Here is a 25,475-nt window from a genome sequence, read left to right as displayed (position 1 = left end):
CTTGTGCGGGTAGGTGGTCCAGTCTCGGCTGCGTATATGACACTTTCCTGACAGCAGCGACGAGGCCGGAGTATTCGTTGATACACATCAACTGCGCACCGATTGACCTGCGCGAGCATCCGCAGAAACGCGTATGACGCGTTCAGGGTGCATGATGGTGAAGGGGAAATCGCTTGGCGAATTGTTCTTCTTCTTTCGTTTCCCGCAGGCGAAGGAAACCGCTGTTCAACTATCGATCGACCAGGCCATGATACTTCTCGACGGCAAGTATGGAATGCGCACCATGATCCCTTTCTTCAGGACCTGGCTGCGCCGTTCGCCGTCGCCGGCAGGCGCGCATGGGTCGGCCACGAGCAGCGAAACGCTCAGCGAGATCGCCGGGCTTTCACCTGATGAAGCGCTCCAACGCTTGCACAGCACGGCGAGCGGCCTGTCCGCCGACGAGGTAGCGGAGCGCTTGCGCACTACCGGCGCCAATCAGGTGGCTCACGAAGTGCGCCATACGATCCTCGGTGAACTCGCGAATCGATCGATCAATCCGCTGAACCTGTTGCTGTTGTCGCTGGCAACTGCATCGTACTTTCTGGGCGACTCACGCGCCGCGATCATGATCGCGGTGATGGTGGTGCTTAGCGTTTCGCTGGGTTTTCTTCAGGAGCACCGCTCGAACAAAGCCGCCGACGCACTGCGCAGAATGGTGCGAACGAACGCCAGTGTACGCCGGCGTGCAACGGCGGCTGAAGCGGACCATATCGACATTCCAATCGAACAGATCGTTCCTGGCGACGTCGTCCTGTTGTCCGCTGGCGATATGATTCCCGCTGACCTGCGGCTGATCTCGGCGAGAGATCTATTCGTCAATCAATCGGCGCTCACTGGCGAGGCAATGCCACTCGAAAAATTCGCGCATGCCTGCAGCACTTCTGCCGAAACGCATTTCGACCTGCCGAATATCTGTTTCATGGGTAGCGCCGTTGTCAGCGGTGTCGGTTGCGGCGTTGTGGTGCTGACCGGGGGCAGGACGGCTTTCGGCCGCGTCGCGGACCTGATCGCCGCGCAGCGTGTACAGACGAGCTTCGACAAAGGCATTGCACGATTCACCTGGTTGATGATGGCTTTTATCCTGGTGATGGTTCCCCTCGTATTCGTTATCAATGGGCTGACCAAAGGTAACTGGTTCGAGGCGTTGCTTTTCGCGGTCGCCGTGGCAGTGGGGCTCACGCCCGAGATGCTGCCGATGATCGTGACGGTCAATCTGGCCAAGGGCGCGATTGCGATGTCACGGAAGAAAGTCATCGTGAAGCGCATCAACGCGATCCAGAATTTCGGCGCGATGGATATTCTTTGCACGGACAAGACCGGCACGCTGACGCAGGACCGAATCATCCTCAAGCGCCACCTCGATTTCCATGGTGACGAATCGGATCAGGTGCTCGAATATGCGTATCTGAACAGCGCTCACCAGTCGGGCCTCAAGAACCTGCTGGATGTCGCCGTGTTGAAGCACGTGGAGCTTCATGAGCAACTCAAGGCGCACGAGCAGTACACCAAGATCGACGAGATGCCATTCGATTTCGAGCGCCGCCGGATGTCCGTCGTGCTGGCACGGGGGGACGGTACTCACATTCTGATCTGCAAAGGGGCGGTCGAGGAGATTTTTTCGGTATGCACCCGTTACGTGATCAACGGCGTAATGGGCACGCTCGACGAACGCAATTTCACCGCGGCAAAAGACGCCACCGCCGCGCTCAACGCCGATGGGTTTCGAGTCGTCGCGGTGGCCTACAAGGAGATGCCGCCGCAGCAGGCCACCTATGCGGTCAAGGATGAGGCCGATCTGATACTGCTCGGCTACATTGCGTTTCTCGACCCGCCCAAAGAGACGGCGGCGGCGGCCATTGCAACGTTAAAAGAGCGCGGCGTGCAGGTGAAGATTCTCACCGGGGACAACGACATCGTTACCCGCAAGATTTGCCATGAAGTCGGGCTTGCCGTGGATCGGGTCGTACTGGGCAAGGAACTCGAATCACTATCGCCCGAGCAATTAGCTGATCTGGCGGAGACCGCCTCTGTCTTCGCCAAAGTATCGCCGGCGCAGAAGGCTTCCGTTATCGACGCCTTGCATCGCAAGGGGCATGTTGTGGGTTTCCTGGGTGACGGCATCAATGATGGACCGGCGCTCAAGGTCGCGGACGTCGGCATTTCGGTCGATAGCGCCGTCGACATCGCGAAGGAATCGGCCGATATCATTCTGCTCGAAAAGAGCCTCGCCGTGCTTGGCGAAGGCGTGCTCGAAGGCCGCAAGGTGTTCGGCAACATCACCAAGTACATCAAGATGGGCGCCAGTTCGAACTTCGGGAATATGTTCAGCGTGCTCGGCGCCAGCATCATCCTTCCGTTTCTGCCCATGGCGCCAATCCAGGTGCTCACCAACAACCTGCTATACGACTTTTCGCAAACCGCCATTCCGACAGACAACGTGGATGAAGAATATCTGCGTGTGCCGCGTCGGTGGGATATCGGCAACATCGTCAAGTTCATGCTGCTGATCGGGCCGATCAGCTCCGTCTTTGACTATGTCACGTATTTCATGATGCTTTATGTGTTCGGCGCATGGGACAAGCCTTCCTTGTTTCAGACGGGCTGGTTTGTGGAGTCGCTCCTTACCCAGACGCTGATCATCCACATTATCCGGACTTCGAAAGTGCCGTTTTTGCAAAGTCGAGCAAGCGCGGCGCTGATTGCGACGAGTCTCGTCATCGCCGCGGTGGGAATCTCCATACCCTATACGTGGCTCGGCACATTCCTGGGCTTCATTCCCTTGCCGCCGGCTTACTGGCCAGCCCTTCTGTTGATTCTCCTGAGTTATGCCGTGTTGACACATCTGATGAAGACCTATTTTGTCCGGCGATTCGGGCTGGATTGAGTGCTGCGACTCGGCTAGTGGAGCATCACCAGGGCGGGCAGTGTGCCGGACATGCTGATTGCGGCGTTTTTTTACGCCGGGTTAACGCCAATTCGCGTAGCCTGATAAAAAGCAATGGACAGGTGGCACACATGACGCGCGCATTGGTTGGTCTGCGGACCTTCTTTGGAATGGGTAAGGCATCGCCACAAGGCCGTTCGCGGTCCGTGCCGAGCCGCAATGTGATGATGCGCGTGACCCTGGACGCCCAACACGCCACACCTTTGCGTCAGGCGCTGATCCGGGACTGCGGCGATCAGCAATGGACCATTCGCGTGGCCCCTCTGCACGGAACGGGGCGCGTGCGGCTATCGCTCTATCTGCCAAAAGACGCGGTCAATGGGGCCATGCAACGGCTTGCGCATCTGGCGCCGACTGCGGAGGTGGGACAACTGCTTGAAATCCCCCAGGCGCCAACCAACGCCTGGCGGGCTCTGATGCATACCCCGTCCCAGCCGCGCGCCGATTCGTCTGATTATCAGGCTGAATCAGTAGGGAAAGCAGACACGCTTGCCCAACTGCTTTCCCCGGATCATGTTCTACTTGGCTGGGACGTAGCAGACCGCGAGACCCTGTTCGAACAGTTTGGCCATTTCTTCGAGCAGCGCTACGACATGCCGGCAACAAGCGTGACCACTGGGCTGATGGCGCGCGAGGCGCTAGGCTCGACCGGTCTCGGCCAGGGTGTGGCTGTTCCACACGGTCAAATCAGAATGCTGCGCCACGCCATGGCGTTTTATGTGCGTCCCGCGCAGCCAATTCCATTCGATGCCCCGGATGGGCAACCTGTGAGCGACGTGATCGTTCTGCTGGTTCCGGAATGGGCAAACAGCACGCATCTGCTTTTGCTGGCTGACGTGGCACAGCGTTTCTGCGACCATCAGTTCCGCGAGGTGCTACATCGCTGTATCGACGCGCGGGCCGTATCCCAACTGTTCGCCAGCTACGAGGCGGTGGGTGATGTTGGGCGTAGGGGGCCGCACACAAATCCCGCAGGTGATCCACCTGCGGCCGTCAAACGGTTCCGTCCGCGCGGGTAGGGTTCTTGCCGTACGTGGATCATCGATCCGCGGGCTTCTTTGTTGACGCGAGCAGTGCAACGCTGACGCAAGCGCTCGTAGGAAAATATCCTCGGTGTTCGGCGGAACCATACACTTGGTGCGGTTTTCGGCGCCCACACACCTTGGCATGCTCCTGCAAGCGCTTGCGGCAGCCGACTATGACACGAATGCGAACGGCAAAATGGCCGCGACGGCGATGGCGACGCCGACCGTAGCAAACCCCAGGCTAAGCGCAAACATGGTGGAAACGCTCGCAATGGCCACGAGCGCCAAACACCAGCGACGCTGAATCTGATGGGCAACAATGAGGCTTCTGCCCTTACCCGTATCCTCGATACTCGCTGCTGCAATTGTCTTGTATTGACGAAATCTCAACCGGAGCATGTAGAACCTCGTTCTTTGAATTGAGATTCTGTCATCAACGGTATAACGAATTTATAAAACCGCGGGGCGTATGCCGTTAATGCGCTATATCGAAGCGCGCAGTTCCGGATGTAAACCGCTGCAACTTTTGGCGCTCGGTCGACGCGACTTGCTCTCGCCAAGCTCCGCCTGCGGGACGCCGGGCTGTCTTCCGTGCGTCGTTACAAGACGTGGCCCGCGCAAGAATATCCCTCGTTAAACGCATACATCGTGTGCCCGCGATTCGTTGGCGCCCGGTGCGGCACCGTACCGACGTCTCTTAAAGTTTCAGACATCATTGAAGATGCGCTCGCTGAAAGAGTCGTGACTGCACGGTCACCTCGCGTCCGGATCGCCAACCCCCGTCTTGCCGGTGTCGATCAGTCCGTCCCGAATCCTTTGCTGCGTGCGTTGACCTGTCGCCTGCCCGAAACGTCAGGCCGGTGATCATGTGTTTCTGGATTGGCGCTACGCCGTTGTAGAAAGAGGGTTCACTTGTTTAGTCATACACTCGCGTTCTTCTCAGGGGGCCTACTGGCCTTTTCGTGGTGGCGGATCCTGCTGGCTACGCTGGTGTCGACGCACATTACGATCGTCAGCGTGACGGTCTATCTGCACCGGTGCCAGGCGCATCGCGCGCTTGATCTGCATCCTCTCGCCAGTCATTTTTTTCGTTTCTGGTTATGGATGACAACTGGGATCGTGACCGGCAAGTGGGCCGCGGTTCACCGCAAACACCATGCGAAGTGCGAGACGCAGGAGGATCCTCACAGCCCACAGGTCAGCGGAATCTGGAGGGTCTTGCTTGGCGGCGCCGAACTGTACCGCACCGAAGCGAAGAACGAGGAGACGCTGCGCCGGTTCGGCCACGGTACGCCGGCCGACTGGCTGGAGCGGAATGTCTATGAAAAATATCCGGATCTGGGTATCAGCCTGTTGATGGTGATCGACGTGGCGCTGTTTGGTATTGTCGGCGTATCGGTGTGGGCCGTTCAGATGATGTGGATTCCTTTCTGGGCCGGCGGCGTGGTCAACGGGCTGGGCCATTTCTGGGGTTACCGAAATTTCGGTCCGCCTGATGCGAGCACGAATGTGATTCCGATCGGCATTCTGATCGGCGGAGAAGAACTTCACAATAATCACCATGCGTATGCAACGTCCGCAAAGCTGTCGAACAGGTGGTACGAGTTCGACATGGGCTGGATGTATATTTGCGTGCTTTCCGCGCTCGGGTTGGCCACAGTCAGGAAAGTGGCGCCTAGACCGCGGATGGTCGAAGGCAAAGCGGTTCTCGACGACGAGACGCTGCAAGCCGTGCTTCGAAACCGTTGCGAGGTGATGGCAAGCTATGCGAGAACGGCTGAGCGCGCTTATCGGCAGGAACTTGCGCGAGTGAAGCATATCAGCCGGAGGGAGAGAGCCTTGCTGATGCGTGGTGTGAAAAAATGGTTTCGCGACGGGGAGGCAGGGCAAGGCGGAGCGGGTCATCCCGTGCCCAAGGAACTCTGCGGCAACGACGCGAAGCTTCTTGTCTACGTCGAACTGCGCGAGGATCTGGCGGCAATCTGGGAGCGCTCGAATCGCTCTCGCGAACAACTCCTGTTCCAGCTGGAAGACTGGTGTCGACGCGCTGAACAGAGTCGAATCGACGCACTAAGGGAGTTTTCGCTTCGCCTTCGCCACTACGGTTGAGGTTTAATGCTGTCGCTTCGGCCGCCGTCGATCTCGAGCTCAGCCTCGCACTCGACTGGCACATTCAGAGGAAGCGCCACGCCCACTGCCGAGCGAGAGTGCGTGCCAATGTCCGGCCCAAACACTTCAAGAATGAGATCAGAGTAGCCATTGGCGATCCTTGGCATCTGATCGAAGCCCGGCGCTACATTAATCATTGCAAAAACGCGCAGCCATGCCGTAATGCGATCCAGGTCTCCAAGCGCTTTCTGCAGGCTCGCCAAATGCGCGAGCGCCACGAGGCGCGCCGCTGTATAGCCTTCGTCCACCGATACTTCAGCGCCAACTCTGCCGACCGGTTGCGCAATTGTCCCGTCGAGGTTAAGCGGAACGTGTCCTGAAACGAAAGCTCGCGCACCTCGTACTCGAACCCATGCAAAAGGCAAAGTCATGCGGATGTTTGCCGGCATCTGTAGCGGCGCAGGCAACGTCAAGCCTAATTCCGCCAACTTCGCTTCGATTCGCGCCATGATCGCCTCCTCAGAGTTCCGCCTACCGGACCGGGCATGGTTCTTTGCTGCTCCGCCTGGCAGAGCAGTCTAAATTTATCGCTGCCCCGAATCGTTCTATTGAAGCTAGTAGTACGTAGTACTGCACCGCCTGATTTATGAAAGCAGGCATTCTCCCGACTCCGCGCATGCTGGATGATCTATGCTGAATGACTGATAGTTAGCGCCAGGCTGCGGCCGTCTCGATCAAGGAACCGTGAAACAAGGGGCATTCCATGGATACAGTGTCCACTTCCCACATCCGGTACAGGCAGGTGGCCGATCTCCCATGTCCGAAGGGTTTGCCTTTTTTTGGCAACCTCCATCAGCTATCCCCGACCCGGCTGCACCTCGTACTCGAACAATGGGCGCGGGAGCTAGGCTCGCCTTTCAGATTTCAGATCTGTCGAATGCCGGTGACAGTGTGGACCGATCCGGAGCTGTGTCAGACCATCATGCGCGAACGTCCGCACCGGTATCGCCGTTATGCGTCGATAGAGTCGGTGCTGGAGGAAATCGGCTGCAACGGTCTCTTCTCGGTCGAGGGCGCAGCGTGGGCGCCTCAACGAAAGCTGATCATGCATTCGTTGTCCATTCCGCATATCAAAGCTTTTTACCCCAGTCTGAAGGCCATCACGGAAAGGCTTTACCAACGCTGGCAACGCGCAGCGGCGCACGGAACTGTAGTCGAGATGACTGACGATCTCAAGCGCTACACGGTGGACGTCACCAGTGCTCTTGCTTTTGGCGAAGACTCGAGGACCATCGACCAGGATCGTGGTGTCATACAGGAGCATCTCGCGCTGATCTTTCCCATGTTGATGAAACGTATCAACGCGCCTTTTCCCTACTGGCGATATGTGAGATTTCCTCGGGACCGCGAACTCGATCGCTCTCTGATCGAAGTTCACCGGTATGTGCGAAATATGATGACCAGGGCACGTGAGCGGATGCGCGACGACCCCTCGGAGGCGCCACGTCATCTCCTTGAAGCGATGCTCGTCACGCGCGACGCGCCACAGTCCGACGTAACCGATGACCAGGTGGCTGCGAATGTTCTCACGCTACTGCTTGCAGGCGAAGACACGACGGCGAATTCCATAGCGTGGACGCTGCTATACGTTGCTACGGATCCGGCTTTGCAACAGCGGCTCTTTGACTCGTCGAGCAGTGTGCTCGGTTCTTCATCGGTATGCCCGGACTTTACGTCGTTAAAGCAGTTGGATCTGTGTGAGGCAGTGTGCACGGAAACCGGAAGGCTCCGTCCGGTCGCCGCGGTGAATTCGTTTGAGCCATTGGAAGACGTGTGTCTCGCCGACATCTTGTTGCCGGCCGGCACGAAAATGTTTTTCCTGAATCGGCCCGCCACTATCGACGCGCGCAATTTTTCGAATCCTTTGCAGTTCGACCCGGATCGATGGCTGCATGACGATAGCCGCTCGCGTACAGTGCACGACTCACGTGCATATCTGCAGTTCGGTGCCGGGCCACGTGTATGTCCGGGACGTTATTTGGCCGCTGTGGAAATGCGCCTCGTGCTGTCGATGCTGATGGCCAATTTCACGGTCCGAATGGCGGTCGACCCGGATACGATTCGGGAGATCACTGCGTTCACTATGGTCCCGAGTGCCATGCCGGTGCATCTTTCGGCACGGACCGTATAGTTATCCTCCGCGCGCTTGTGCATTCGGCCGATCCGACTCCGACTTCGACTCCGACTTCAGCTGACTTGCTTGCGAATCTCAGCGAGGACCTGCATGCGGTCGTTGCAATCCACGTTGGCCGCGTGGCTTCTGAAGGTCGAAATGGCGGGCAAAAAAACATGAAGAAGCGGGTCAACGTTCAGCGAGCGACCGCGCACGCTTGATGTCCTGAGATAAACCCGGCCCTGGGCGAATCCACGCGAAAAGATTGCGCCCATCGACGAGCGCCAGTCAGCCGAACCACCGCTTGCCTTTACCTCTCGAATGCGCGAGATTTCTGGAATCGCCAGAAGCGCGGCAGAATATGCTGAAGCAAGACGGTTTGCACCCCTGCACCCAAAAACAATGCGCATCCCTCCACTAAAAGCCATCGTCGCGTTCGAGAGTGTCGCTCGAACAAAGAGCGTCAATCGGGCGGCTGACGAACTAGGGTTAACACCGTCGGCAGTGAGCCATCAAATTGCCAACCTCGAATCCATTGTGGGAAGGCCCTTGTTCACAAGACTTGGGCGAGGACTGGTGCTGACGCCAACGGGGCAGCAATATCTGGCGGATGTAACCGGATCGCTCGCCGACCTGAGCCGCGCAACCGAGCGGGCATCGAGTCAATCGGGTGTCGAGATTCTTCGCATTCACTCGAGTCCCAGCTTCGGGCTGATGTGGCTGCTGCCGCGGCTGGCCTTGTTTCAGGAAGCGAACGGCGACATTCAGTTGAATCTCGCGTGCTCGTACGAGGACGTGTCGTTCACCTCGGGCCACTATGATCTCGACATAAGGCATGGCTACGCGCATTGGACCGATGGCGAGATCAAAACGCTACGCAACGAGTTCATCGCGCCGCTTGCCTCGGAGGAATACCTCAAACGACACCCGGTGCATACCCCCGAGGATCTGCTCGAACGGCGCCTGATTTTCTCGGAAACGCCCGTCGTGCAGTGGAAGCAATGGTTCGGCAAATTCGGCGTCGCGGTGTCGCACAAGGCATACGATTTCGCGTTCGACCGCTCGTATATGTCCCTCGAGGCCGCGGCATTGGGACATGGCATCGCGCTCGAAAGCACGATGCTCGCATCCGTCCATCTCAAACGAGGTTCACTCATACCGGTCTTCGATCGCACGTATGCAGTCGAAGTCGGAGCTCATCACCTCGTTTACCCTGCTCGGAGCGTGGATTTGCCGCGCGTGGCCAAATTTTTGGCCTGGGTCGAGCAGGAGACCAGCCGCGCCGCCGTGTAGCGCCAAGCGACGCCAAGCGGGGCGGCGGCACCCCAGCGTGATGCCAGAGGGTCGCAGCGACACCTGAAAATTCTTCAGCAATAGTTGAGCCGAACTGCATTGATCGAGATGGTCGAAGCACTGAAACTGCGTCTACCAACTAACGTGATCGATGGAGACAAACATGTTGCTCGACAGCAAAGTAGTAATCGTAACCGGCGCAGCCTCGCCGCGCGGTATTGGCAAGGCGACCGCAAAAGCGCTCGCTGCCCAAGGCGCGCGCGTGGTGATTCTGGACCTTCGCAAGGAAGACGCCGAGCGTGCCGCGCGTGAACTCGGCGAGGACCACCTCGGCCTCGCCTGTGACGTGACCGACAAAGCCGCATGTGTTGCTGCCGCCACGGCCGTCATCGAGAAGTACGGTCGTGTAGATGGATTGATCAATAACGCAGGCATCACGCAGCCTTTGAAGACGATGGACATCGGCGCTGACAATTTCGATGCCGTCATCGACGTGAACCTGCGCGGCACACTCTATATGTCGCAAGCGGTCATTCCGCAAATGCGGGCGCAAAAGAGCGGCAGCATCGTCTGCATGTCATCCGTTTCCGCGCAACGCGGCGGTGGCATCTTCGGCGGGCCGCACTACAGCGCGGCCAAAGCCGGCGTGCTCGGTCTCGCTCGCGCGATGGCACGTGAACTCGGCCCGGACAACATCCGCGTCAACTCGATCACGCCAGGTCTCATTCAGACCGACATCACCGGCGACAAGCTTACGACGGAGATGCGCGCCGACGTCATCAAGGGCATTCCGCTCGGCCGGCTCGGCGATGCCGCGGACGTCGCGAACGCCTGCCTGTTCCTCTCAAGCGGCCTGTCGACTTACCTCACTGGCATCACGCTCGACGTCAACGGCGGAATGCTGATCCATTAAGTACGACGTCTGTCGCGACTGCGGCAGATGGGTCACTGCACCCGGCGGTAAAACCCGGGGCGATATGTCCGCAAACATCTTGCATGGGGCCAGAAGTAAGCGCTAAAGCGCTAACGCTGGCCGACAGGAGACAACCATGAAAACGAAGGCAACCGCGCCGTCAATGGCGGGCGATGTCACGAAGCTCGCCGACTCGGCGAGCTTCGAATCAAAAACGTATGCGAAAGTCGGACGGCGCCTGATACCGTTCCTGATGCTCTGCTATCTGGGCGCTTATCTCGATCGTGTCAACGTGGGCTTTGCAAAACTGCAGATGCTCAACGACCTGCGATTTAGCGAAACCGTGTACGGCCTTGGCGCCGGCATTTTCTTTCTCGGCTATTTTCTCTTCGAAGTACCGAGTAATCTCATGTTGCACAAAGTGGGCGCACGAAACTGGCTCGCCCGCATCATGCTGACCTGGGCTGTGATCTCCGCCTCGTTCGTCTTCGTCAAATCGCCCACCACGTTCTATGTTCTCCGCTTCATGTTGGGCGTGGCCGAGGCGGGGTTCGCGCCAGGCGTCATTCTGTATCTGACGTACTGGTTTCCTTCGGCACGGCGCGCAAAGGCACTCTCACTCTTTTTCATGGCGATTCCGCTGGCCGGCATTGTCGGCGGGCCGCTGTCCGGTTACATCCTGCATGCGTTCCAGGGGGTGCATGGACTGGCTGGCTGGAAGTGGCTGTTCATCCTCGAAGCCCTGCCGTCGCTGCTCCTTGGCGTCGCCATTCTGCTCTACCTCGACAACGGTATCGCCGCCGCGAAGTGGCTCACCGATGCGGAGAAAGCACTCCTTGCACGAAACGTGGCCAACGACAACGCACACAAGATCGCGCATGTGTCGATCAGGTCATTCATCGGCGATCGTCGTCTGTGGTTGATGGCCTCCATCTACTTCTGCGTAGTGCTCGGTCAATATGGGCTCACATTCTGGCTGCCGACGATCATCCGCAAATCCGGCGTAGCCGATCCGCTGTGGGTGGGCGTCTTTACAGCCATCCCGTACCTGTGCGCCATCATTGCGCTGCCGCTGGTGGGAGCGAGTGCTGACCGCCATCGCGAACGCCGTCTGCATCTTGCGATCCCGATGCTCGTATCGGCAGCTGGCTTTGCAACGCTTCCGATGCTGGGCGGAGTCGGCGCATCGCTGGTGTGTGTCAGTGTTGCCGCTGCCGGCATTCTCGCTTCGTCTTCACAGTTCTGGTCACTGCCGACCGCGCTTCTCGGTGGCATGTCCGCCGCGGCGGGTATCGCGGCGGTGAACTGTTTCGCCAATCTCGCCGGCTTCTTCTCGCCGGCCATCGTGGGCTGGTTGAACGATCTGACCGGTAAGTCGACGGCTGGGCTCATCTTCATCTCCGTCGCCATCGTCATCGGTGCCGGGCTTGTTTTCCTCGTGCCAGCCAAAACCGTCAATCGCTGACACCGGCCGCTGCAAAGACTCACTTTTTTGAATCAAGGAGACACCATGAACAGTTCGTCATCAGATGGGGTGACGCTCGCCGAGCGCGCCTACCGGATTCGCAGAAACGCCTTGCTGATGGGCGAAGTACAGGGCCAGGGCTATATCGGCCAGGCACTCGATATCGCCGATGTACTCGCGGCTGCCTACTTTGGCGCGATGCGCTACCAGCCCGAGAACCCCGACTGGGAGGGCCGCGATCGCTTCCTCTTGTCCAATGGCCACTATGCAATCGCGCTTTACGCCGCGCTTTTCGAAGCCGGCTTCCTGCCACCGGAAGAACTCGAAACCTACGGTAGCGACGACAGCCGGTTGCCCATGTCCGGAATGGCGAGCTACACACCCGGCATGGAGATGTCAGGCGGTTCGCTCGGCCACGGTCTCACGATCGCGGTGGGCCGCTGCCTGGGCTTGAAGCGCAAAGGCTCCAACGCCTTCGTCTACACGCTTTTCTCCGACGGCGAACTCGACGAAGGCGCGATCTGGGAGGGCTTGATGTCGGCCGCTCACTGGAAGCTGGACAACCTGATCGCCATGGTCGACGTCAACAACCAGCAAGCCGACGGTCCTTCTTCGAAGATCATGGCATTCGAGCCGCTCGTCGAGAAGCTCGAAGCATTTGGCTGGTTCACGCAGCGGGTGGACGGCAACGACATCGACGCAGTGAAGGCGGCCTTCGATGCTGCACGCAATCATCCGAAAGAGCAGCCGCGGATTATCGTTTGCGATACCCGCATGGGCTGCGGAGTGCCGTTCCTCGAAGAACGGGAAAAGAACCATTTTATCCGCGTCGATGCCCACGAGTGGCAACTGGCGCTCGCAGCACTCGAAGCAGGGAGACAAGCATGAGTGACACCACCACCCAAAAGCCGCGTCTGAAGACTTCGGCGATGATTGCATCGATCGCCGGCGAGGGACAGGTCACGCGTTCCGCTCCGTTTGGTCATGCATTGGCCCAGTTGGCTCGGGAGAAGAAGAATGTCGTTGGCATGACAGCCGACCTCGGCAAGTACACGGACTTGCACATCTTCGGCAAGGAATTCCCTGAACGTTACTACCAGATGGGCATGGCCGAGCAGTTGCTGATGGGTGCGGCCGCCGGTATGGCACATGAGGGCGCCCAGCCGTTCGTGACGACGTATGCCGTATTCGCGACCCGTCGCGCGTATGACTTCATGCACCAGGCCATTGCCGAGGACAACCTCGACGTAAAGATCATCTGCGCACTGCCTGGCCTCACGACCGGCTACGGCCCGAGCCATCAGGCGGCAGAGGATCTCGCCCTGATGCGTGCGATGCCGAACATGACGGTCATCGATCCGTGCGACGCGCTGGATACCGAACAGATGGTGCCGGCGATCGCCGCGCATAACGGCCCGGTGTACGCGCGCCTGCTGCGTGGCAACGTTCCGGCCGTGCTCGATGAGTACGACTATCAGTTCGAGTTGGGCAAGGCGAAGCTGCTTCGCGACGGCGCGGAGGTGCTGATTATTTCTTCGGGCATTATGACCATGCGCTCGCTGGAAGTCGCGAAGGCGCTGGAAGTGGACAACGTCGGCGTCGCGGTCTTGCATGTGCCGACCATCAAGCCGCTCGATACTGAGACGATCTTGCGCGAAGCCCGGCGTACGGGGCGCATGGTGGTGGTCGCCGAAAATCACTCGGTAATCGGCGGTCTCGGAGAGGCGGTCGCGACCACGCTGCTCACGGCCGGCGTCACGCCGATGTACCGTCAGATCGCGCTGCCCGACGAGTTTCTCGCTGCCGGCGCGTTGCCGACCTTGCATGATCGCTACGGCATCTCGACCCATGTCATGACAGCAACCATCAAGGGCTGGCTTGGATAAGCCCACCATAGGGCCGTTTTACGATCGTGCGCAGGCATTCAACGCGACTCTGAAAACCATCTCCGCAAAAGCTGCACGTCCGGAATGCGGATATGCCGGCCCTTGGCCTCGATGAGATTCAGATCGCAAAGGCGGGTGAATGCCCTGCTCACGGTTTCCAGTCGCAGGCCGACAAAATCAGCAATATCGGTCCGACTGAGGGGAAGCGAAAACTCGGTGAAATGCTGTTTGCGCGCGGCAAGCTGGTCCGAGAACCAGAGGAGGAAACCACACACACGCCGTTCGGCATTGGCGCTCGCGGTGGACAGGAACGCCGCCTGCCGTTGTTGCATGACGCGCGCGACGAGACGTTGAAACTGGGTGCCAACCAGCTGGTTCTGGGAGATACGCCGCAACAGGTGCCGGTAAGGGATAACACAGAAGACCGAATTCTCAAGGGCAACCACCGTAACGGGTTGTGCCCCGGACGCAGCGCCGAGAAAACCAACCACATCACCTCTCAGTGCAAGCGCCGCGATCTGAAGACGCCCGTCGACGGATCGCACCACGGCTTTTGACGAACCGCTCGCAATCGCGAAGACATGCGTGAACGGGGATCCTTGCTCATAGAGAACCTTGCCTTGTTGTACGCGCCTTCTTTCGACGACCACGTCGGCGAGACTCGACATCTGATGCGAGTCAAGCCCACTCCCAAGACACAGGTCGCGGATTCCGCATTGAGCACAATGATTGGGGCGCTCGCTAGCGAAAGATTGCTTGCCAAGGGCGATGAGGAGTTCGTGGTCCATGAATGATGAGTACCGGGTGAGCCGCGCGCGTGGCGTAGTTTTGATTGGCGGTGCATGACCCTTTCGTCAACGAAATGGCGAGGGGGGTGTTTATTCGCAGTTGGATGCGCCAGCGCGTTTGCGCCAGTCGTGCCGGCGATGCCTGGCCATCCACACCGTGGCCTACGTCGCGTCGATTGGCTGTCTCAATCTAAATGTAGTCATTAGCCAACGTTGCAAGGGCGAGCCGAAAACGCCGATTCGGCTCACGGCTGCATGTCCCATCCGCGCAGGTTTCTCCGTGAACCTGACATGCTGGCAAAACTGTGTCCTGAACCGATCATATTCCCCGCTCGACTTTAAGCGCTTACCGGTACAGCGCATGAAGTTGACTAAAGTCAAACGAGAAGGTTTGCCGGGCCGCCAATGGGCCAAGTGTGGCGATATGAACCGGTATCTTGGTAGGGACCTTAAACCAACGATCTAAAGCATCGCATGAACGGGCGTGCATTCATCAGACTTTTGCTATTTCAACTCATATGACCCGCCCACTTGCAGGCGCACTTTCTTATGCGTGATCGATGGTGTTTGTGCATGCGGTCAGCGGATGACCGTTGTCTGACGTTGTTCGACAAGTGGTGCGAGAGACGCGCGGTGCTGCCGCTGTGCTACTTGATGAATGCATGGCCCATCACGTCCCCGTTGGGTTCAGCGATCAATCGCCTTTACGCGCTGTTAGATGAACTACTAGCTGACGAGTCTGCAGGACTGCGCGAAAGCGAGCGTAAGACAATCAACATGATTCTGCGGAACAGATGCATCCATATCGAGGGCTCGGCTGACGAGGTTGCGAACGTGCTATGCGAAGTGTGTTCGCACCGGCGTTGCGAGTTGCCTATCGTGCAGCGGTGCGCCTGCTAGCCGGGATTGAATTGTTCCGTGAGTGCGGGCGCAGTTTGCGGCGGGAGATTGAATAAACGTCAATCAGTCTTGTCGATAATAATTGGTAGACCGAACATTATATTTAAGTTGGGTTTCTCTAAAGATATCGATCCTGAGGCCGTTAGCAAGCTGTGGGGATGCCGCACTGTCTGATCGTCGTGGTCAATTTGAGAGGTTTGTTAACGTATGAAGTTGTCCTTCTCCCAGAAGCTCTGGCTCCCGCTCGTTCTGAGCCTGTCATGTCTTGCCGGCATGTCGATCTACAACGCCTACGAAGAGAGGGAGGGGCAGTTGGATGATCGAAAAATGGATCTGGTCCACGCTTCGGATATCGCCCTTAGCATCGTCAAGACATATGGTGATGCGGTAGCGGCGGGATCATTGTCCGAGACGGAAGCCAGGAAACAGGCCATGGATAAGGTCCGTGCTATCCGGTATGGCGACGAAGGCTATTTCGCGATCATCAATTCGCAAGCAACAGTGCTGATGCATCCGACACGGCCAGAGTTGAACGGCAAGGACGCGAGCAACTACAGGGACCCGAACGGCGTGTATGTTTTTCGCGCCGCGGTGGATGCCGTCAAGCGCGACGGCAAAGGGTTCAACGAGTACGCATTTCCGCGGCCGGGCTCGACCGCGGCCTCTCCTAAAATTTCGTACAACGTGAGCTATCAGCCGTGGGGCTGGATTCTCACGACAGGAGTCTATGTCGACGACATCGACGCGGCGTTCCGTTCAATGTTGTATCGCAGCCTTGGAATCATGCTGGTGCTAGTCGGCGCTTTGTCGACTGTCGTGGTGCTGTTCAATCGCGGCATCCTGCGCGCGATGGGCGGAGAACCATCCTACGCGGCCGAACTCGCTAACCAGATTGCGAGCAATGACCTGACCGCAGTGGTCAAAACGAATCGGGATGATCAATCGAGCCTGCTATTTTCGATGAAGAGCATGCAGGAGCAACTCACGCGAACGATCGGCGCGATCAAGGTTTCTGCCGATTCGATCGCGACGGCTTCGCATCAGATTGCAGTCGGTAATCAGGACCTGTCGCAGCGCACAGAGGAGCAGGCCGCGGCCCTGGAGCAAACAGCAGCCAGCATGGAACAACTCATTTCCACGGTTACTCAGAACGCCGAGAATGCGAGCGAGGCTAATCATCTCGCTGCTCAGGCGGTCAAGGTGGCCGAACAGGGCGGTGTCGTGGTAACGCGCGTGGTGGAAACCATGGACGGGATCAACGCCAGCTCCGACAAGATTGCCGATATTGTCGGCATGATCGAAAGCATCGCATTCCAGACGAATATCCTCGCCTTGAACGCGGCGGTGGAGGCGGCGCGTGCCGGCGAGCAGGGCAGAGGCTTTGCGGTGGTCGCCTCCGAGGTGCGCTCGCTCGCGCAGCGTTCGTCGACCGCGTCGAAAGAGATCAGGGAACTCATTCTTGATTCCGTGCAGCGTGTGCGCACTGGTGCCGGCTACGCGCAGGAAGCCGGCGAAGCCATGGACAGGATTACGCAGGAGGTGAAGCGTGTGACGGATCTCATGAGTGAAATCGCAGCTTCTTCGCAGGAACAGAGCAAGGGCATCGGCGAGGTCAATGAGGCTGTTACGCAGATGGATCAGGTTACGCAGCAGAACGCGGCACTGGTCGAAGAAGCCGCGGCCGCAGCCAGTTCGCTGGAGATGCAGGCAGACGATCTGAAGGCTGTCGTTTCCACGTTCCGGCTGGATGCATAGCGTGGTGCCAGCGTGTGCTTCGCCGCTCAGGCGCGCAGTGGGGTTCCGGCGCATCTCGATGCATCGCGAAGCCCGCCTTGATGCCACCGGCACTCATGCCCGCACGGACTGCGCGACGCGCTGCCAACAACATGCAAGAAAGCCTACACCCCGGAGCTTCCATGGCCATGTCGAAAGAGGTTTCCGACGCAACGCCTGAGAACGACCTGATGGACGACGGTTCACATCTGTACAGCCAGGCATGGGCGTCGTCGCTCACCTCGCTGACGGAGGTGTTGCGGCACAATGCCGCCGATATCGTCAAGCGATTCTATGATGGCCTGATTCGCCTGCCCAAGTCGGAGCACACGCTTGCGGCGCTGTCGGAGCGGGAACTTCAGCATCTCAAGACGCAACAGATCCAGAATCTGTACGCGCTCGCGTCACCGGAGCTGACCGCAATGGATCATCGCGCAATGGCGTTGCGGGTCGGACGTATCCACGCCATTGTCGGATTGGAGTGGGAAGACCTGATTCGCAGCCGGGGCATTCTTTCCGCTGCGATTCACGACACACTCGATACGACACTGCACGGCAGGGCGCTGGCGGTACTGGGAAGGCGATTGACGCAGGATCTGGCGTGGCAAACGGAGGCCTACCAGCGTCTGCAGACTTCGCGTCAGGACGTGCTGTTACGCGTGACCCGGCTGGCGTGGGAAGTGGAGAGTTACACGGATCTAATCGGCCGGGTTGTTCAGATCCTCGGCGAACACGACGAGGTCGCGGGCTGCTCCGTTGGGCGACCCGATAGTCAGGGGATTTTTCGCTTCGAGTCGGTGTCAGGCAAAACCATGGAGCGGTACCTTGCCGATATGGAGAACTCGACCCAACGGCCGATCTCGAATGGCGACCTGCCTCAAGGCCAGGGTCCAGTCGGGCGCGCCTGGCGTAGCGGGAACGTGGAGCGAAGCATCAACTTTGCGACGGATCCCCTGATGGCGCCGTGGAAGACACTGGCAATGCAGGAGAATTTCCGCTCCAGCGTGGCGATTCCTTTACGTCAGCCCGGGCATGCTCCCAAAGCCATTCTTTTGCTCTATAGCGCGTTTCCCGGCGGGTATTCGGCAGCGGATCAGATGGCTTTCATCACGCCATTACAAACTCTTTTGGGGCTCGCGATTGCGCGGATCGAGAATCAGGAAGGGCGGACTCAGGCGGTCCCTTATGCGACGCGACAGCATTGGGCGGCGCTGCTCAGATCGGATGCGCTGGAAATGTACTATCAGCCGCTTTTGGACCTCAAAAGCGGGCAGGTGACCAAAGTCGAAGCGCTGGCTCGACTGCGCGACGGCGATAGGGTTCTGACGCCTGGTGAGTTTTTCCCGGCGCTGTCCTCGGATGATTTCCTCGACCTTTACGTCCGGGGCTTGGCACAGGTGCTGTCGCAGCGCAATCGCTGGCTCCAGGCGGGTTTCGAGTTGAAGGTGTCGGTGAATCTGCCGTCCAGTGCGTTGGGTGACAACCGCTATTTCGAAGCCACGCGGCAAGCCTTGACGGAATACGCTTGCTGCCCGGACATGCTAACCCTCGAAATTCTGGAAACGGATGCACTTCCATCCGGTATGGATGTGTGCGGCGAACTGGCGAAATTCAAGTTGCTCGGCATCAACCTGGCCGAAGACGATCTGGGGTCCGGGCACAGCAGCCTGAATCGGTTGCGTGAATTGCCCTTTGACTGGATCAAGATCGACCGCAGTATCGTGAGTGTTGCGGGTCAGGATGCTTCTAACGTGTTGCGTTTCGTCTATCAGTTGACAAGGCTTGGCCGCTCGTTGGGTAAATCGGTGGTCGTGGAAGGGATTGAAGATGCGGGCATGCTGGAAGCCATCGTCATTCTCGGTGCCGACGTCGCTCAAGGCTATGCGATTGCGCGCCCAATGCCCGCGCAGCAGTTGACGGCATGGATGCATAACCGGCCCCAGTTGCCGCGCTCTCTGAGCGCGAAAAGCGCGTTGGGGAAACTGGCGACGTTGTTGATCTGGGAAGAACGCCTGCATCTGATCTGCGAGGACCCGCGCGCTTTTGGCAGGCTGTTTGACATCGTGACGACGCCGCCCGCGATCGGAGTCGTTGCAGCGGCTGCGCCGGCGCCGCTCGACTCGGCGTGTCAGGTTTGTCCATTCTCCAGGTTCTTTAGTGAAACGGAGTCCATTCTGCCGAGGGAACTGTCGGATCCGACCGCGCAGCGAGCCCTGATTGCGGCGGCGGTGAGTCACGGACCGGACAGTGTGGCCTATCGGTCGGCACGCCAGCGGTTGGTGACCGCCATCATGAGCGAAGCGGTGGAATACTGAGCAATGTCGCTTCGCACAGGCGGCTGCAACGTACGTGGAGGTGACCGCATACGTGTGCGCCCGCTATTGGGGTATCTCTCTTCTTTTTGACGCGCGACGTCTTGCGCAAGTTTCCATGATCAGGAATGCATTCTCCGCCATGTCCATAGACAGGCGTTTTAGTCTCAGTGTCGCAGTCGCACTCCTTCCGGTCCTGGTTTTGTGTGGCAGGCTGGTCGTGCACGAGTGGCACTCGTACATCGTCGCTGACGACGCTCTCTACGCGTTCCAGAGCTATCGCGCCGGATTGCAGGCAATCGAGCGCGTCTCGGCTGAGCGCGGCCCGACGAACAGCGTGCTGGGCGAAGACTTACCGACTCCTGACGCGAGAAGTGCGAAGCTGCGTCTCGCGCGCGAGGAGAGTGATGCCGCGATCGAGAAGTTGATCGAGATGCTTCAGTCCGGCCACTGTCCAGCATGTGCCGTGGAGCTTGCGCATATCAGGGAAGCACGCGACGAGCTCGCAGCCGCACGGGTGAATGTCGATGCGCTCATCCGTCTGCCGTTGGCACAACGGCGGGAGCGTGCGGTGTCGAGCGCAGTGGACGGGATGATCAAGGTCATTCCACAGTTTGCGCCCGCGATCGACGCGTTGGCCGCAAATGTGGTCAAGGGCGATACGCGTGCGTTGAATTGCCTGATTCTTGCCACGCTGACCGCGGATCTGCGGGAAGCGGCTGGCCAACTCGGCTCACACTTTACGGCGACCCTGACGGCGCGCAGAGCGCTCGGTGAAGACGATCAGCTCGCCATCGAGCGGACGCAGGGGAGAGTCGACCAGTTGCGTGAACTGATCGATGCGCATGTCCGAGACCGGTCGGCGCTGGAATCAACGGCGTTCGACAAAATGAATCAGCAGTATTTCGGGGAGGGCATTGCCTATATCGCAGAGGTTCGCCGGCTCGCGAGCCGGCCGGGCGGAGCCGGCATATCCCCCGCGCAGCTGGCGGATCACTACGTGCCGCTGATGCGACCGGTTACGGCGTTCCGCGACCAGGTGCTGGATCTTGCTGACACGGAGATCCGTCAACACCGTAGCAATGCCTTGATGCTACTCGCGGCCAGCGCCCTCTCCGTATTTCTGCTGTTGGCGATACTGCTTTCGATCGCGACGTTATTCAGAAGACGCGTGATTCGACCGCTCCTCGACGCAACGCATGTAATTGGCGCGATAGCAAACGGCGACCTCACCGCGGAAATCCCGGCAGCGCGCTATCGGGGTGAGATCAAGGCCATGTTCAATGCAATCGGCGTGCTGAAAGCGAACAGCGTCGAGCGGCAGCAGCTCGAACGCGAGCGAGGCCGTCTGATCCATGAACTGAAAGCCATGGCGGAAACCGATTTCCTGACCCACCTGCTCAATCGCCGCGCGTTCGAAAGCAGGGCGCGCGTGAGCTGTGCCGAACGGAATGCGGCCGAACCGGAACTCGCGCTGATCATGTTCGACATCGACCACTTCAAGAGGATCAACGATACTTACGGTCACGCCACAGGCGATCACGCGTTGCAACTCGTCGCCCGTCTTTGCCGTGAAACCTGCCGGGATTCGGATGTCGTCGCGAGATGGGGTGGGGAAGAGTTTGCGGTACTCAGCCGCGTGCACGATGCAGCAGAGGCGCTTGCGATAGCGGATCGCTTGCGTCGCAAGATCAGCGAGACCCGAATCCCTTGCAACGGCGGCGATGGCTTCACTATCACCGCAAGCTTTGGCGTCGCGCTCGCGTCAGCCTGCGAATCGCGCGACGTGGGCCGCCTTTTCAGGCACGCCGATCGTCTGCTGTATCAGGCAAAAGAGGCTGGGCGTGATCGGATCGTTGCCGATCCGCTCGGCGTGCCAAGCGGCAACGCCTGACAACATGGCTTAGTGGCGAGCGCGGCCCCTTCGTCAGCCGCCTCGAAGCGGCCACACAATCTAGCCTTTGAACTCGACCGAAACAAAGACCTTCTTGCACGGCTCGACAACCTCCCAGGTTCCGTGAAATCCTGCGGGAATCAGAAACCGGTCCCCCGCGCGCACGGTTTTCGCGGTTCCATTCGCGTCCCGAATGACCGACACGCCTTCGAGAATCTCGCAGTACTCGCTTTCGGTGAAATTCACGGCCCACTGACCGCAAGCCCCTTCCCAGATTCCCGCCGCAAGCTGTCCGCACGGGCTGGCGAAATGCGTATGAACGGTCTGGAAAGGATCACCGGCCAGCACTGCTTCTGCCTTCGGCATGTACTCGGCGCTTTCCTTGGCAGGCGCTGAAAAATCCACGATGTTCAGAATACTCATAAAGTCTCGAATGGAGGAATAAAGAGAACGCAACGGAAAAGAAGCGCAGCGCGGGCACCCACTGCCCGCGCCACGCCCAAAAGAATGTCGCCCGATAGCAATAGCGCAAAGAGCGATTCAAAACACAATCGCCAGGCACTCAGTCACTCAACTGCCTGACTTCAATTGGGCCCAAAGCCGGTTCTCGAGCCGCATGATCGGCGCAGGCTGTGGCCGCATCAACGTCATCTTGTTCAGCACGGCTTCAGGCGGATACACATTCGCATCCTGCTCGATCGCCGGCGTCACATACTGCCGCGCTGCGCGATTCGCAGTCGGATAGAACACTTCGTTCGTAATCTCCGCACTCACTTTCGGATCTTCGATGTAGTTCATCCATTTCATCGCCGCTTCGGGGTGCGGTGCATCTTTGGGTATCACCATCACGTCCATCCAGACGAGGCCCGCGTCCTTGATGTTCGAGAACCGCACCTCATACGCGCGTCTGGCTTCCGATGCGCGTCGCCGTGCAATCCCCACGTCGCCGGAAAAGCCGAACGCCACGCAGATGTCGTTGTTTGCCAGATCGTTGATATAGCCGGACGAATTGAATTGCGTGATATACGGCCGGACTTTCTTCAGCACCTCATATGCGGCCTGGTAGTCGCCGGGATTGGTGCTGTTCGGATCCTTATGCATGTACTGCAGCACCGCGGGGAAGACGTCGGCGGCCGAGTCGAGAAACGACACCCCGCAGCTTTTCACCTTCGCGAGATTCGCCGGGTCGAATAACAGCGACCAGCTATCCACAGGCGCTTCGCCGCCGAGCGCTTTCTTCACCGCTTGCACGTTGTAGCCGATACCGTCGGTGCCCCACGCCCACGGCACGCCGTATTGATTGCCGGGGTCCGCGTCGGCAATCAGTTTCATCAAGCCAGGATCGAGGTGGGCGAGGTTCGGCATCTTCGACTTGTCGATCTTCTGATAGATGCCGGCTTCGATCTGCCGCGCCATATAACTCGATGTCGGCACCACGATGTCATAGCCGGAACTGCCCGCAAGCAGTTTGGCCTGCAGCGTGTCGTCGCTGTCGTAACTGTCGTATTTCACGTTAATGCCGGATTGCTTTTCGAAGTTGGCAATCGTGTCCTTGCCAATATAGTCCGACCAGTTATAGACGTTCAGCGATGTGTCCGCAGCGCGCGCGGCGTTCATTGCGGTCAAAGCGGTCAGCGAGCACAGCATCGTGCCGGCAAGCGAAAGCAGCGTGGCGTGACGAGTCTTCATTCTGCAATCTCCTTGATATCGATCTTCAGTTTTCACCGCAGTACGGGCGTGCGCGTGCCTTCCTTCTCGATTCGCGCAATCCGCAACGAATGCGAACCACGACAAGAGACGTGGCGTCGCCTGCTGCGGCGCAAGCGCACAGCAGAGCTAAAAAGAATGCGGATAAGCGCCGGCAAGCGAGCTTGCCGGGCATGAACGGACGACGTTGCAGGCGCGAGCGCTAAACGAACGGCCCCTCGCACGCAACACGGGTCCGCGAAAAGAGAAGGGGGCTAGGGCAGAAGCGACGCGATCTCGTCGGTGCGCACAGGAATGGCGGAGGGTGCTGCAACGACGTTATGCCGGCGTACGGAGCGACGCGACAATACCGTGTCGATAGACAGAGGACGGGATGGCGAAGCGCAGTGACTTCCCTGATGAGCGATCGGACAGCCGAACAGGATCGTTCTTTCCCGACCGCGCTGGTATCTCACCAATGGACCACGGACTTTCACGATTGAACCCGAAGCGACGTTGAGTAGAAGTTCTCGATAATGCACATGCATGCACGGTGAGAACCACCGAACTGCCGTCCTAGGATAGCCGAGCCATTATTTTCGTCAAAGGATTTTCTGACAATACGCTGGTGAACGTACTAATGCGAGCGCATGACATGAAGCATGGCTCGCATCGAATGCGCGACGATGAAGCGCTATTGACCCTGCAGATTCGGATTGCCGGCGGGAACGCCAGAGCCGGTTTCGGACGAGCCTGTCGTGGAGGGACCGTATCCGGTAGCCGCATTGTTCTGCGCGGAAACGCGGGCTTCGGCCGCCTGAATGTCGGCGGGATAGGTGGAGTCGGTTGCGACCGCGGGGTTGTAGCCGGCCTGTTCGAGCTGCTTCAATTGCGCCTTGACCTCGGCACGCGTGAGCGGTTGCTCGGATTGCGCGAACGACGCCAGCGGGGCGGCCAGCACGACGACTAGCGCCACTGCCTTGATGAGCGATTTCATGATGCTTCCCTCCGAGAATTTTTTTGGGGCGCCGCACCAATCTTCGGCACCATGCACGGATTCTAGGAAGCGAGTGCTCCAGGGGAAACCACTAACGCGGTAATTCAGTGTTGCGGCAAACAACAAGTCGGCGTGATGTAATGTCCGCCGTAATATTTGAGTAAACGTTTTTACACGCCCTGGCGTACATCCACTCGGTAGGCGGTGACCTGCCGATAGGTGTTGCCTGCGCGCACGATCACCTCGTCCTGTTCGGCCATGTTGACCTGATTCGGAAATCCGCCTGCTTCGAGACAAAAGCCCGCGTGCGGTTGATACGCAATGCCGCCGCGTCCCACATCGCCATTCAGCGAATTGCCGCTATAGAACTGTAAGCCGCGTTGATCGGTCGACACGGTCAATTCACGTCCGCTGGCAGGGTCGTAGGCGCGGGCAACCTGGCGCATGGCCGGCGTGCCGCTATTCGTGCCGAACTCACGCGTATCGCGCAGCACGTAGCAATGATCGAATCCGCCGGCCGTCGCCAACTGTGCGTGCGGCCATTCGAGCCGCGCACCGATCGGTGCGCTCTGCCGAAAATCGAAGGCGTTGCCCGCCACCTCGGCCAGCTTGCACGGAATCAAGTCGGTGTCGACTTCGAAGAACCGGTCGGCATCGATCGACAGCATATGGCCACGAATGTCCGCACCCGCGCGGCCAGTGAGGTTGAAGTACGGATGGCTCGTCAGATTGAGCGGCGTAGCCGCATCCGTGACGGCTTCATAGGCGATGGTCAGCGTGCCGTCGTCGTCGAGCGAGTAGCGCACTTGCGTTGTCACATTGCCCGGAAAACCGGCGTCGCCTTCGGGCGACTCCAGACGCATGAGCAGTGCACCGTTGTCCTCGCTCACATCCCATAGCGCGCGATGAAACCCGCTCGTGCCACCATGTAACAGGTTCGTGCCGTTATTCCGGTCGAGCGTGTATTCGATACCGTCGAGTGTGAAGTGCGCATTGGCGATGCGGTTCGCCCAGCGTCCTATCAGTCCGCCCATATAGGTGTTGGCCGCTACATACTCGGCGGGCGTGTCGTGACCGAGCAGGATATCGCCGAGTACGCCGGCACGATCCGGCGCATGCCACGACACCAGCGTCGCGCCAAGATCGCTGATGGCGACTTTCATGCCGTGCGCGTTACGCAGCGTGAAGAGCCGGACGGCGTCGCCGCTGCGCAATGTGCCCCACGGCTCAGAAGAAAGTTGTGCAATGCTGATCATGTCGTTGGTGAGAAGTAAA

22 protein-coding genes are annotated in these 25,475 nt (G+C 58.9%); 12 read left to right on the top strand and 10 right to left on the bottom strand.

What is annotated here, in order from left to right:
* Positions 1 to 225 precede the first annotated feature (225 nt).
* Positions 226 to 465 carry a hypothetical protein gene (locus P0D68_RS32430; protein ID WP_408468805.1) on the bottom strand — a complete coding sequence of 80 codons (240 nt, stop codon included), beginning with the start codon at positions 463 to 465 and terminating at the stop codon, positions 226 to 228.
* On the opposite strand from P0D68_RS32430, the gene mgtA reads away from it, so the two are divergent.
* Both mgtA and P0D68_RS32420 read left to right on the top strand, forming a co-directional pair.
* Positions 410 to 2,926 carry a magnesium-translocating P-type ATPase gene (mgtA, locus tag P0D68_RS32425; protein WP_408468804.1) on the top strand — a complete coding sequence of 839 codons (2,517 nt, stop codon included), beginning with the start codon at positions 410 to 412 and terminating at the stop codon, positions 2,924 to 2,926. The genes P0D68_RS32430 and mgtA overlap by 56 nt on opposite strands.
* 131 nt (positions 2,927 to 3,057) lie before the next feature.
* Positions 3,058 to 4,005, top strand: coding sequence for a PTS sugar transporter subunit IIA (locus P0D68_RS32420; protein ID WP_408303087.1), 948 nt, complete (start codon positions 3,058 to 3,060; stop codon positions 4,003 to 4,005).
* A gap of 177 nt (positions 4,006 to 4,182) precedes the next feature.
* Here the strand turns inward: P0D68_RS32420 and P0D68_RS32415 are convergent, their stop codons facing one another.
* Complete coding sequence (locus tag P0D68_RS32415; protein WP_408303085.1) at positions 4,183 to 4,410, bottom strand: hypothetical protein; 228 nt, start codon at positions 4,408 to 4,410, stop codon at positions 4,183 to 4,185.
* A 591-nt stretch (positions 4,411 to 5,001) separates the two neighbouring features.
* On the opposite strand from P0D68_RS32415, the gene P0D68_RS32410 reads away from it, so the two are divergent.
* Positions 5,002 to 6,120: a DesA family fatty acid desaturase gene (locus tag P0D68_RS32410; protein ID WP_459252021.1), complete on the top strand. Its 1,119-nt coding sequence runs from the start codon at positions 5,002 to 5,004 to the stop codon at positions 6,118 to 6,120.
* On the opposite strand, the gene P0D68_RS32405 is transcribed toward P0D68_RS32410, so the two are convergent.
* Positions 6,111 to 6,629: a RidA family protein gene (locus P0D68_RS32405; RefSeq protein WP_408303083.1), complete on the bottom strand. Its 519-nt coding sequence runs from the start codon at positions 6,627 to 6,629 to the stop codon at positions 6,111 to 6,113. The two genes, P0D68_RS32410 and P0D68_RS32405, sit on opposite strands and share 10 nt — an antisense overlap.
* A 254-nt stretch (positions 6,630 to 6,883) precedes the next feature.
* On the opposite strand from P0D68_RS32405, the gene P0D68_RS32400 reads away from it, so the two are divergent.
* Positions 6,884 to 8,311 carry a cytochrome P450 gene (locus tag P0D68_RS32400; RefSeq protein WP_408303081.1) on the top strand — a complete coding sequence of 476 codons (1,428 nt, stop codon included), beginning with the start codon at positions 6,884 to 6,886 and terminating at the stop codon, positions 8,309 to 8,311.
* A 56-nt stretch (positions 8,312 to 8,367) separates the two neighbouring features.
* On the opposite strand, the gene P0D68_RS32395 is transcribed toward P0D68_RS32400, so the two are convergent.
* Entirely contained in the window at positions 8,368 to 8,703 is a 336-nt protein-coding gene (locus P0D68_RS32395; protein ID WP_408303079.1) for a hypothetical protein, read from the bottom strand.
* On the opposite strand from P0D68_RS32395, the gene P0D68_RS32390 reads away from it, so the two are divergent.
* The 5 genes from P0D68_RS32390 (at position 8,696) to P0D68_RS32370 (ending at position 13,850) form a co-directional block, all read left to right on the top strand.
* Positions 8,696 to 9,586: a LysR substrate-binding domain-containing protein gene (locus tag P0D68_RS32390; protein ID WP_408303077.1), complete on the top strand. Its 891-nt coding sequence runs from the start codon at positions 8,696 to 8,698 to the stop codon at positions 9,584 to 9,586. The two genes, P0D68_RS32395 and P0D68_RS32390, sit on opposite strands and share 8 nt — an antisense overlap.
* A gap of 163 nt (positions 9,587 to 9,749) precedes the next feature.
* A complete protein-coding gene (locus P0D68_RS32385; protein ID WP_408303075.1) occupies positions 9,750 to 10,499 on the top strand; it encodes an SDR family NAD(P)-dependent oxidoreductase in 750 nt (249 codons plus the stop codon).
* Positions 10,500 to 10,635: 136 nt separating this feature from the next.
* Positions 10,636 to 11,964 (top strand): MFS transporter, encoded by a 1,329-nt coding sequence (locus P0D68_RS32380; protein ID WP_408303073.1) that lies wholly within the window; start codon positions 10,636 to 10,638, stop codon positions 11,962 to 11,964.
* Between the two features lie 45 nt (positions 11,965 to 12,009).
* On the top strand, positions 12,010 to 12,852 hold the full coding sequence (locus tag P0D68_RS32375; RefSeq protein WP_408303071.1) for a transketolase: 843 nt from the start codon (positions 12,010 to 12,012) through the stop codon (positions 12,850 to 12,852).
* The gene (locus tag P0D68_RS32370; RefSeq protein ID WP_408186590.1) at positions 12,849 to 13,850 is read left to right on the top strand and encodes a transketolase family protein; all 1,002 of its coding nucleotides are present in this window, start codon (positions 12,849 to 12,851) and stop codon (positions 13,848 to 13,850) included. The genes P0D68_RS32375 and P0D68_RS32370 overlap by 4 nt, the downstream gene beginning before the upstream one ends.
* 38 nt (positions 13,851 to 13,888) lie before the next feature.
* Here P0D68_RS32370 and P0D68_RS32365 read toward each other — a convergent pair whose 3' ends face one another.
* Positions 13,889 to 14,638, bottom strand: coding sequence for a Crp/Fnr family transcriptional regulator (locus P0D68_RS32365; protein WP_408186591.1), 750 nt, complete (start codon positions 14,636 to 14,638; stop codon positions 13,889 to 13,891).
* Positions 14,639 to 15,745: 1,107 nt separating this feature from the next.
* Between P0D68_RS32365 and P0D68_RS32360 the strand changes: the two genes are divergently transcribed.
* From P0D68_RS32360 to P0D68_RS32350, 3 genes are all read left to right on the top strand, one after another.
* Positions 15,746 to 17,293, top strand: a complete 1,548-nt coding sequence (locus tag P0D68_RS32360) for a methyl-accepting chemotaxis protein (protein ID WP_408303069.1) — start codon at positions 15,746 to 15,748, stop codon at positions 17,291 to 17,293.
* Positions 17,294 to 17,454: 161 nt separating this feature from the next.
* Positions 17,455 to 19,626: an EAL domain-containing protein gene (locus tag P0D68_RS32355; RefSeq protein ID WP_408468803.1), complete on the top strand. Its 2,172-nt coding sequence runs from the start codon at positions 17,455 to 17,457 to the stop codon at positions 19,624 to 19,626.
* 40 nt (positions 19,627 to 19,666) lie between these two features.
* The gene (locus P0D68_RS32350; RefSeq protein WP_408468802.1) at positions 19,667 to 21,517 is read left to right on the top strand and encodes a GGDEF domain-containing protein; all 1,851 of its coding nucleotides are present in this window, start codon (positions 19,667 to 19,669) and stop codon (positions 21,515 to 21,517) included.
* A gap of 60 nt (positions 21,518 to 21,577) precedes the next feature.
* On the opposite strand, the gene P0D68_RS32345 is transcribed toward P0D68_RS32350, so the two are convergent.
* The 5 genes from P0D68_RS32345 to P0D68_RS32325 form a co-directional block, all read right to left on the bottom strand.
* Positions 21,578 to 21,940, bottom strand: a complete 363-nt coding sequence (locus tag P0D68_RS32345; RefSeq protein WP_408303065.1) for a cupin domain-containing protein — start codon at positions 21,938 to 21,940, stop codon at positions 21,578 to 21,580.
* A 147-nt stretch (positions 21,941 to 22,087) separates the two neighbouring features.
* Positions 22,088 to 23,164 (bottom strand): polyamine ABC transporter substrate-binding protein, encoded by a 1,077-nt coding sequence (locus tag P0D68_RS32340; protein WP_408303134.1) that lies wholly within the window; start codon positions 23,162 to 23,164, stop codon positions 22,088 to 22,090.
* A gap of 314 nt (positions 23,165 to 23,478) precedes the next feature.
* Positions 23,479 to 23,700: a hypothetical protein gene (locus P0D68_RS32335; RefSeq protein ID WP_091808973.1), complete on the bottom strand. Its 222-nt coding sequence runs from the start codon at positions 23,698 to 23,700 to the stop codon at positions 23,479 to 23,481.
* Positions 23,701 to 23,897: 197 nt separating this feature from the next.
* Positions 23,898 to 24,200, bottom strand: a complete 303-nt coding sequence (locus P0D68_RS32330) for a DUF4148 domain-containing protein (RefSeq protein ID WP_408186596.1) — start codon at positions 24,198 to 24,200, stop codon at positions 23,898 to 23,900.
* Positions 24,201 to 24,370: 170 nt separating this feature from the next.
* The gene (locus P0D68_RS32325; RefSeq protein ID WP_408303063.1) at positions 24,371 to 25,456 is read right to left on the bottom strand and encodes an aldose epimerase family protein; all 1,086 of its coding nucleotides are present in this window, start codon (positions 25,454 to 25,456) and stop codon (positions 24,371 to 24,373) included.
* Between the last annotated feature and the right edge of the window lie 19 nt (positions 25,457 to 25,475).

Source organism: Paraburkholderia sp. RL17-380-BIE-A, assembly GCF_046028085.1.
In the GTDB taxonomy this organism is placed as follows: Bacteria; Pseudomonadota; Gammaproteobacteria; order Burkholderiales; family Burkholderiaceae; genus Paraburkholderia.
The sequence above is the reverse complement of the archived record's forward strand: the minus strand, read 5'-3'. Positions and strand labels throughout refer to the sequence as shown.

Excerpts from the sequence above, each read along its gene's own strand:
- P0D68_RS32420 (WP_408303087.1), top strand. The coding sequence starts at position 3,058 with ATGACGCGCGCATTGGTTGGTCTGCGGACCTTCTTTGGAATGGGTAAG.
- P0D68_RS32415 (WP_408303085.1), bottom strand. The coding sequence starts at position 4,410 with ATGCTCCGGTTGAGATTTCGTCAATACAAGACAATTGCAGCAGCGAGT.
- P0D68_RS32405 (WP_408303083.1), bottom strand. The coding sequence starts at position 6,629 with ATGGCGCGAATCGAAGCGAAGTTGGCGGAATTAGGCTTGACGTTGCCT.
- P0D68_RS32400 (WP_408303081.1), top strand. The coding sequence starts at position 6,884 with ATGGATACAGTGTCCACTTCCCACATCCGGTACAGGCAGGTGGCCGAT.
- P0D68_RS32390 (WP_408303077.1), top strand. The coding sequence starts at position 8,696 with ATGCGCATCCCTCCACTAAAAGCCATCGTCGCGTTCGAGAGTGTCGCT.
- P0D68_RS32395 (WP_408303079.1), bottom strand. The coding sequence starts at position 8,703 with ATGCGCATTGTTTTTGGGTGCAGGGGTGCAAACCGTCTTGCTTCAGCA.
- P0D68_RS32385 (WP_408303075.1), top strand. The coding sequence starts at position 9,750 with ATGTTGCTCGACAGCAAAGTAGTAATCGTAACCGGCGCAGCCTCGCCG.
- P0D68_RS32380 (WP_408303073.1), top strand. The coding sequence starts at position 10,636 with ATGAAAACGAAGGCAACCGCGCCGTCAATGGCGGGCGATGTCACGAAG.
- P0D68_RS32375 (WP_408303071.1), top strand. The coding sequence starts at position 12,010 with ATGAACAGTTCGTCATCAGATGGGGTGACGCTCGCCGAGCGCGCCTAC.
- P0D68_RS32370 (WP_408186590.1), top strand. The coding sequence starts at position 12,849 with ATGAGTGACACCACCACCCAAAAGCCGCGTCTGAAGACTTCGGCGATG.
- P0D68_RS32365 (WP_408186591.1), bottom strand. The coding sequence starts at position 14,638 with ATGGACCACGAACTCCTCATCGCCCTTGGCAAGCAATCTTTCGCTAGC.
- P0D68_RS32360 (WP_408303069.1), top strand. The coding sequence starts at position 15,746 with ATGAAGTTGTCCTTCTCCCAGAAGCTCTGGCTCCCGCTCGTTCTGAGC.
- P0D68_RS32355 (WP_408468803.1), top strand. The coding sequence starts at position 17,455 with ATGGCCATGTCGAAAGAGGTTTCCGACGCAACGCCTGAGAACGACCTG.
- P0D68_RS32345 (WP_408303065.1), bottom strand. The coding sequence starts at position 21,940 with ATGAGTATTCTGAACATCGTGGATTTTTCAGCGCCTGCCAAGGAAAGC.
- P0D68_RS32340 (WP_408303134.1), bottom strand. The coding sequence starts at position 23,164 with ATGCTGTGCTCGCTGACCGCTTTGACCGCAATGAACGCCGCGCGCGCT.
- P0D68_RS32330 (WP_408186596.1), bottom strand. The coding sequence starts at position 24,200 with ATGAAATCGCTCATCAAGGCAGTGGCGCTAGTCGTCGTGCTGGCCGCC.
- P0D68_RS32325 (WP_408303063.1), bottom strand. The coding sequence starts at position 25,456 with ATGATCAGCATTGCACAACTTTCTTCTGAGCCGTGGGGCACATTGCGC.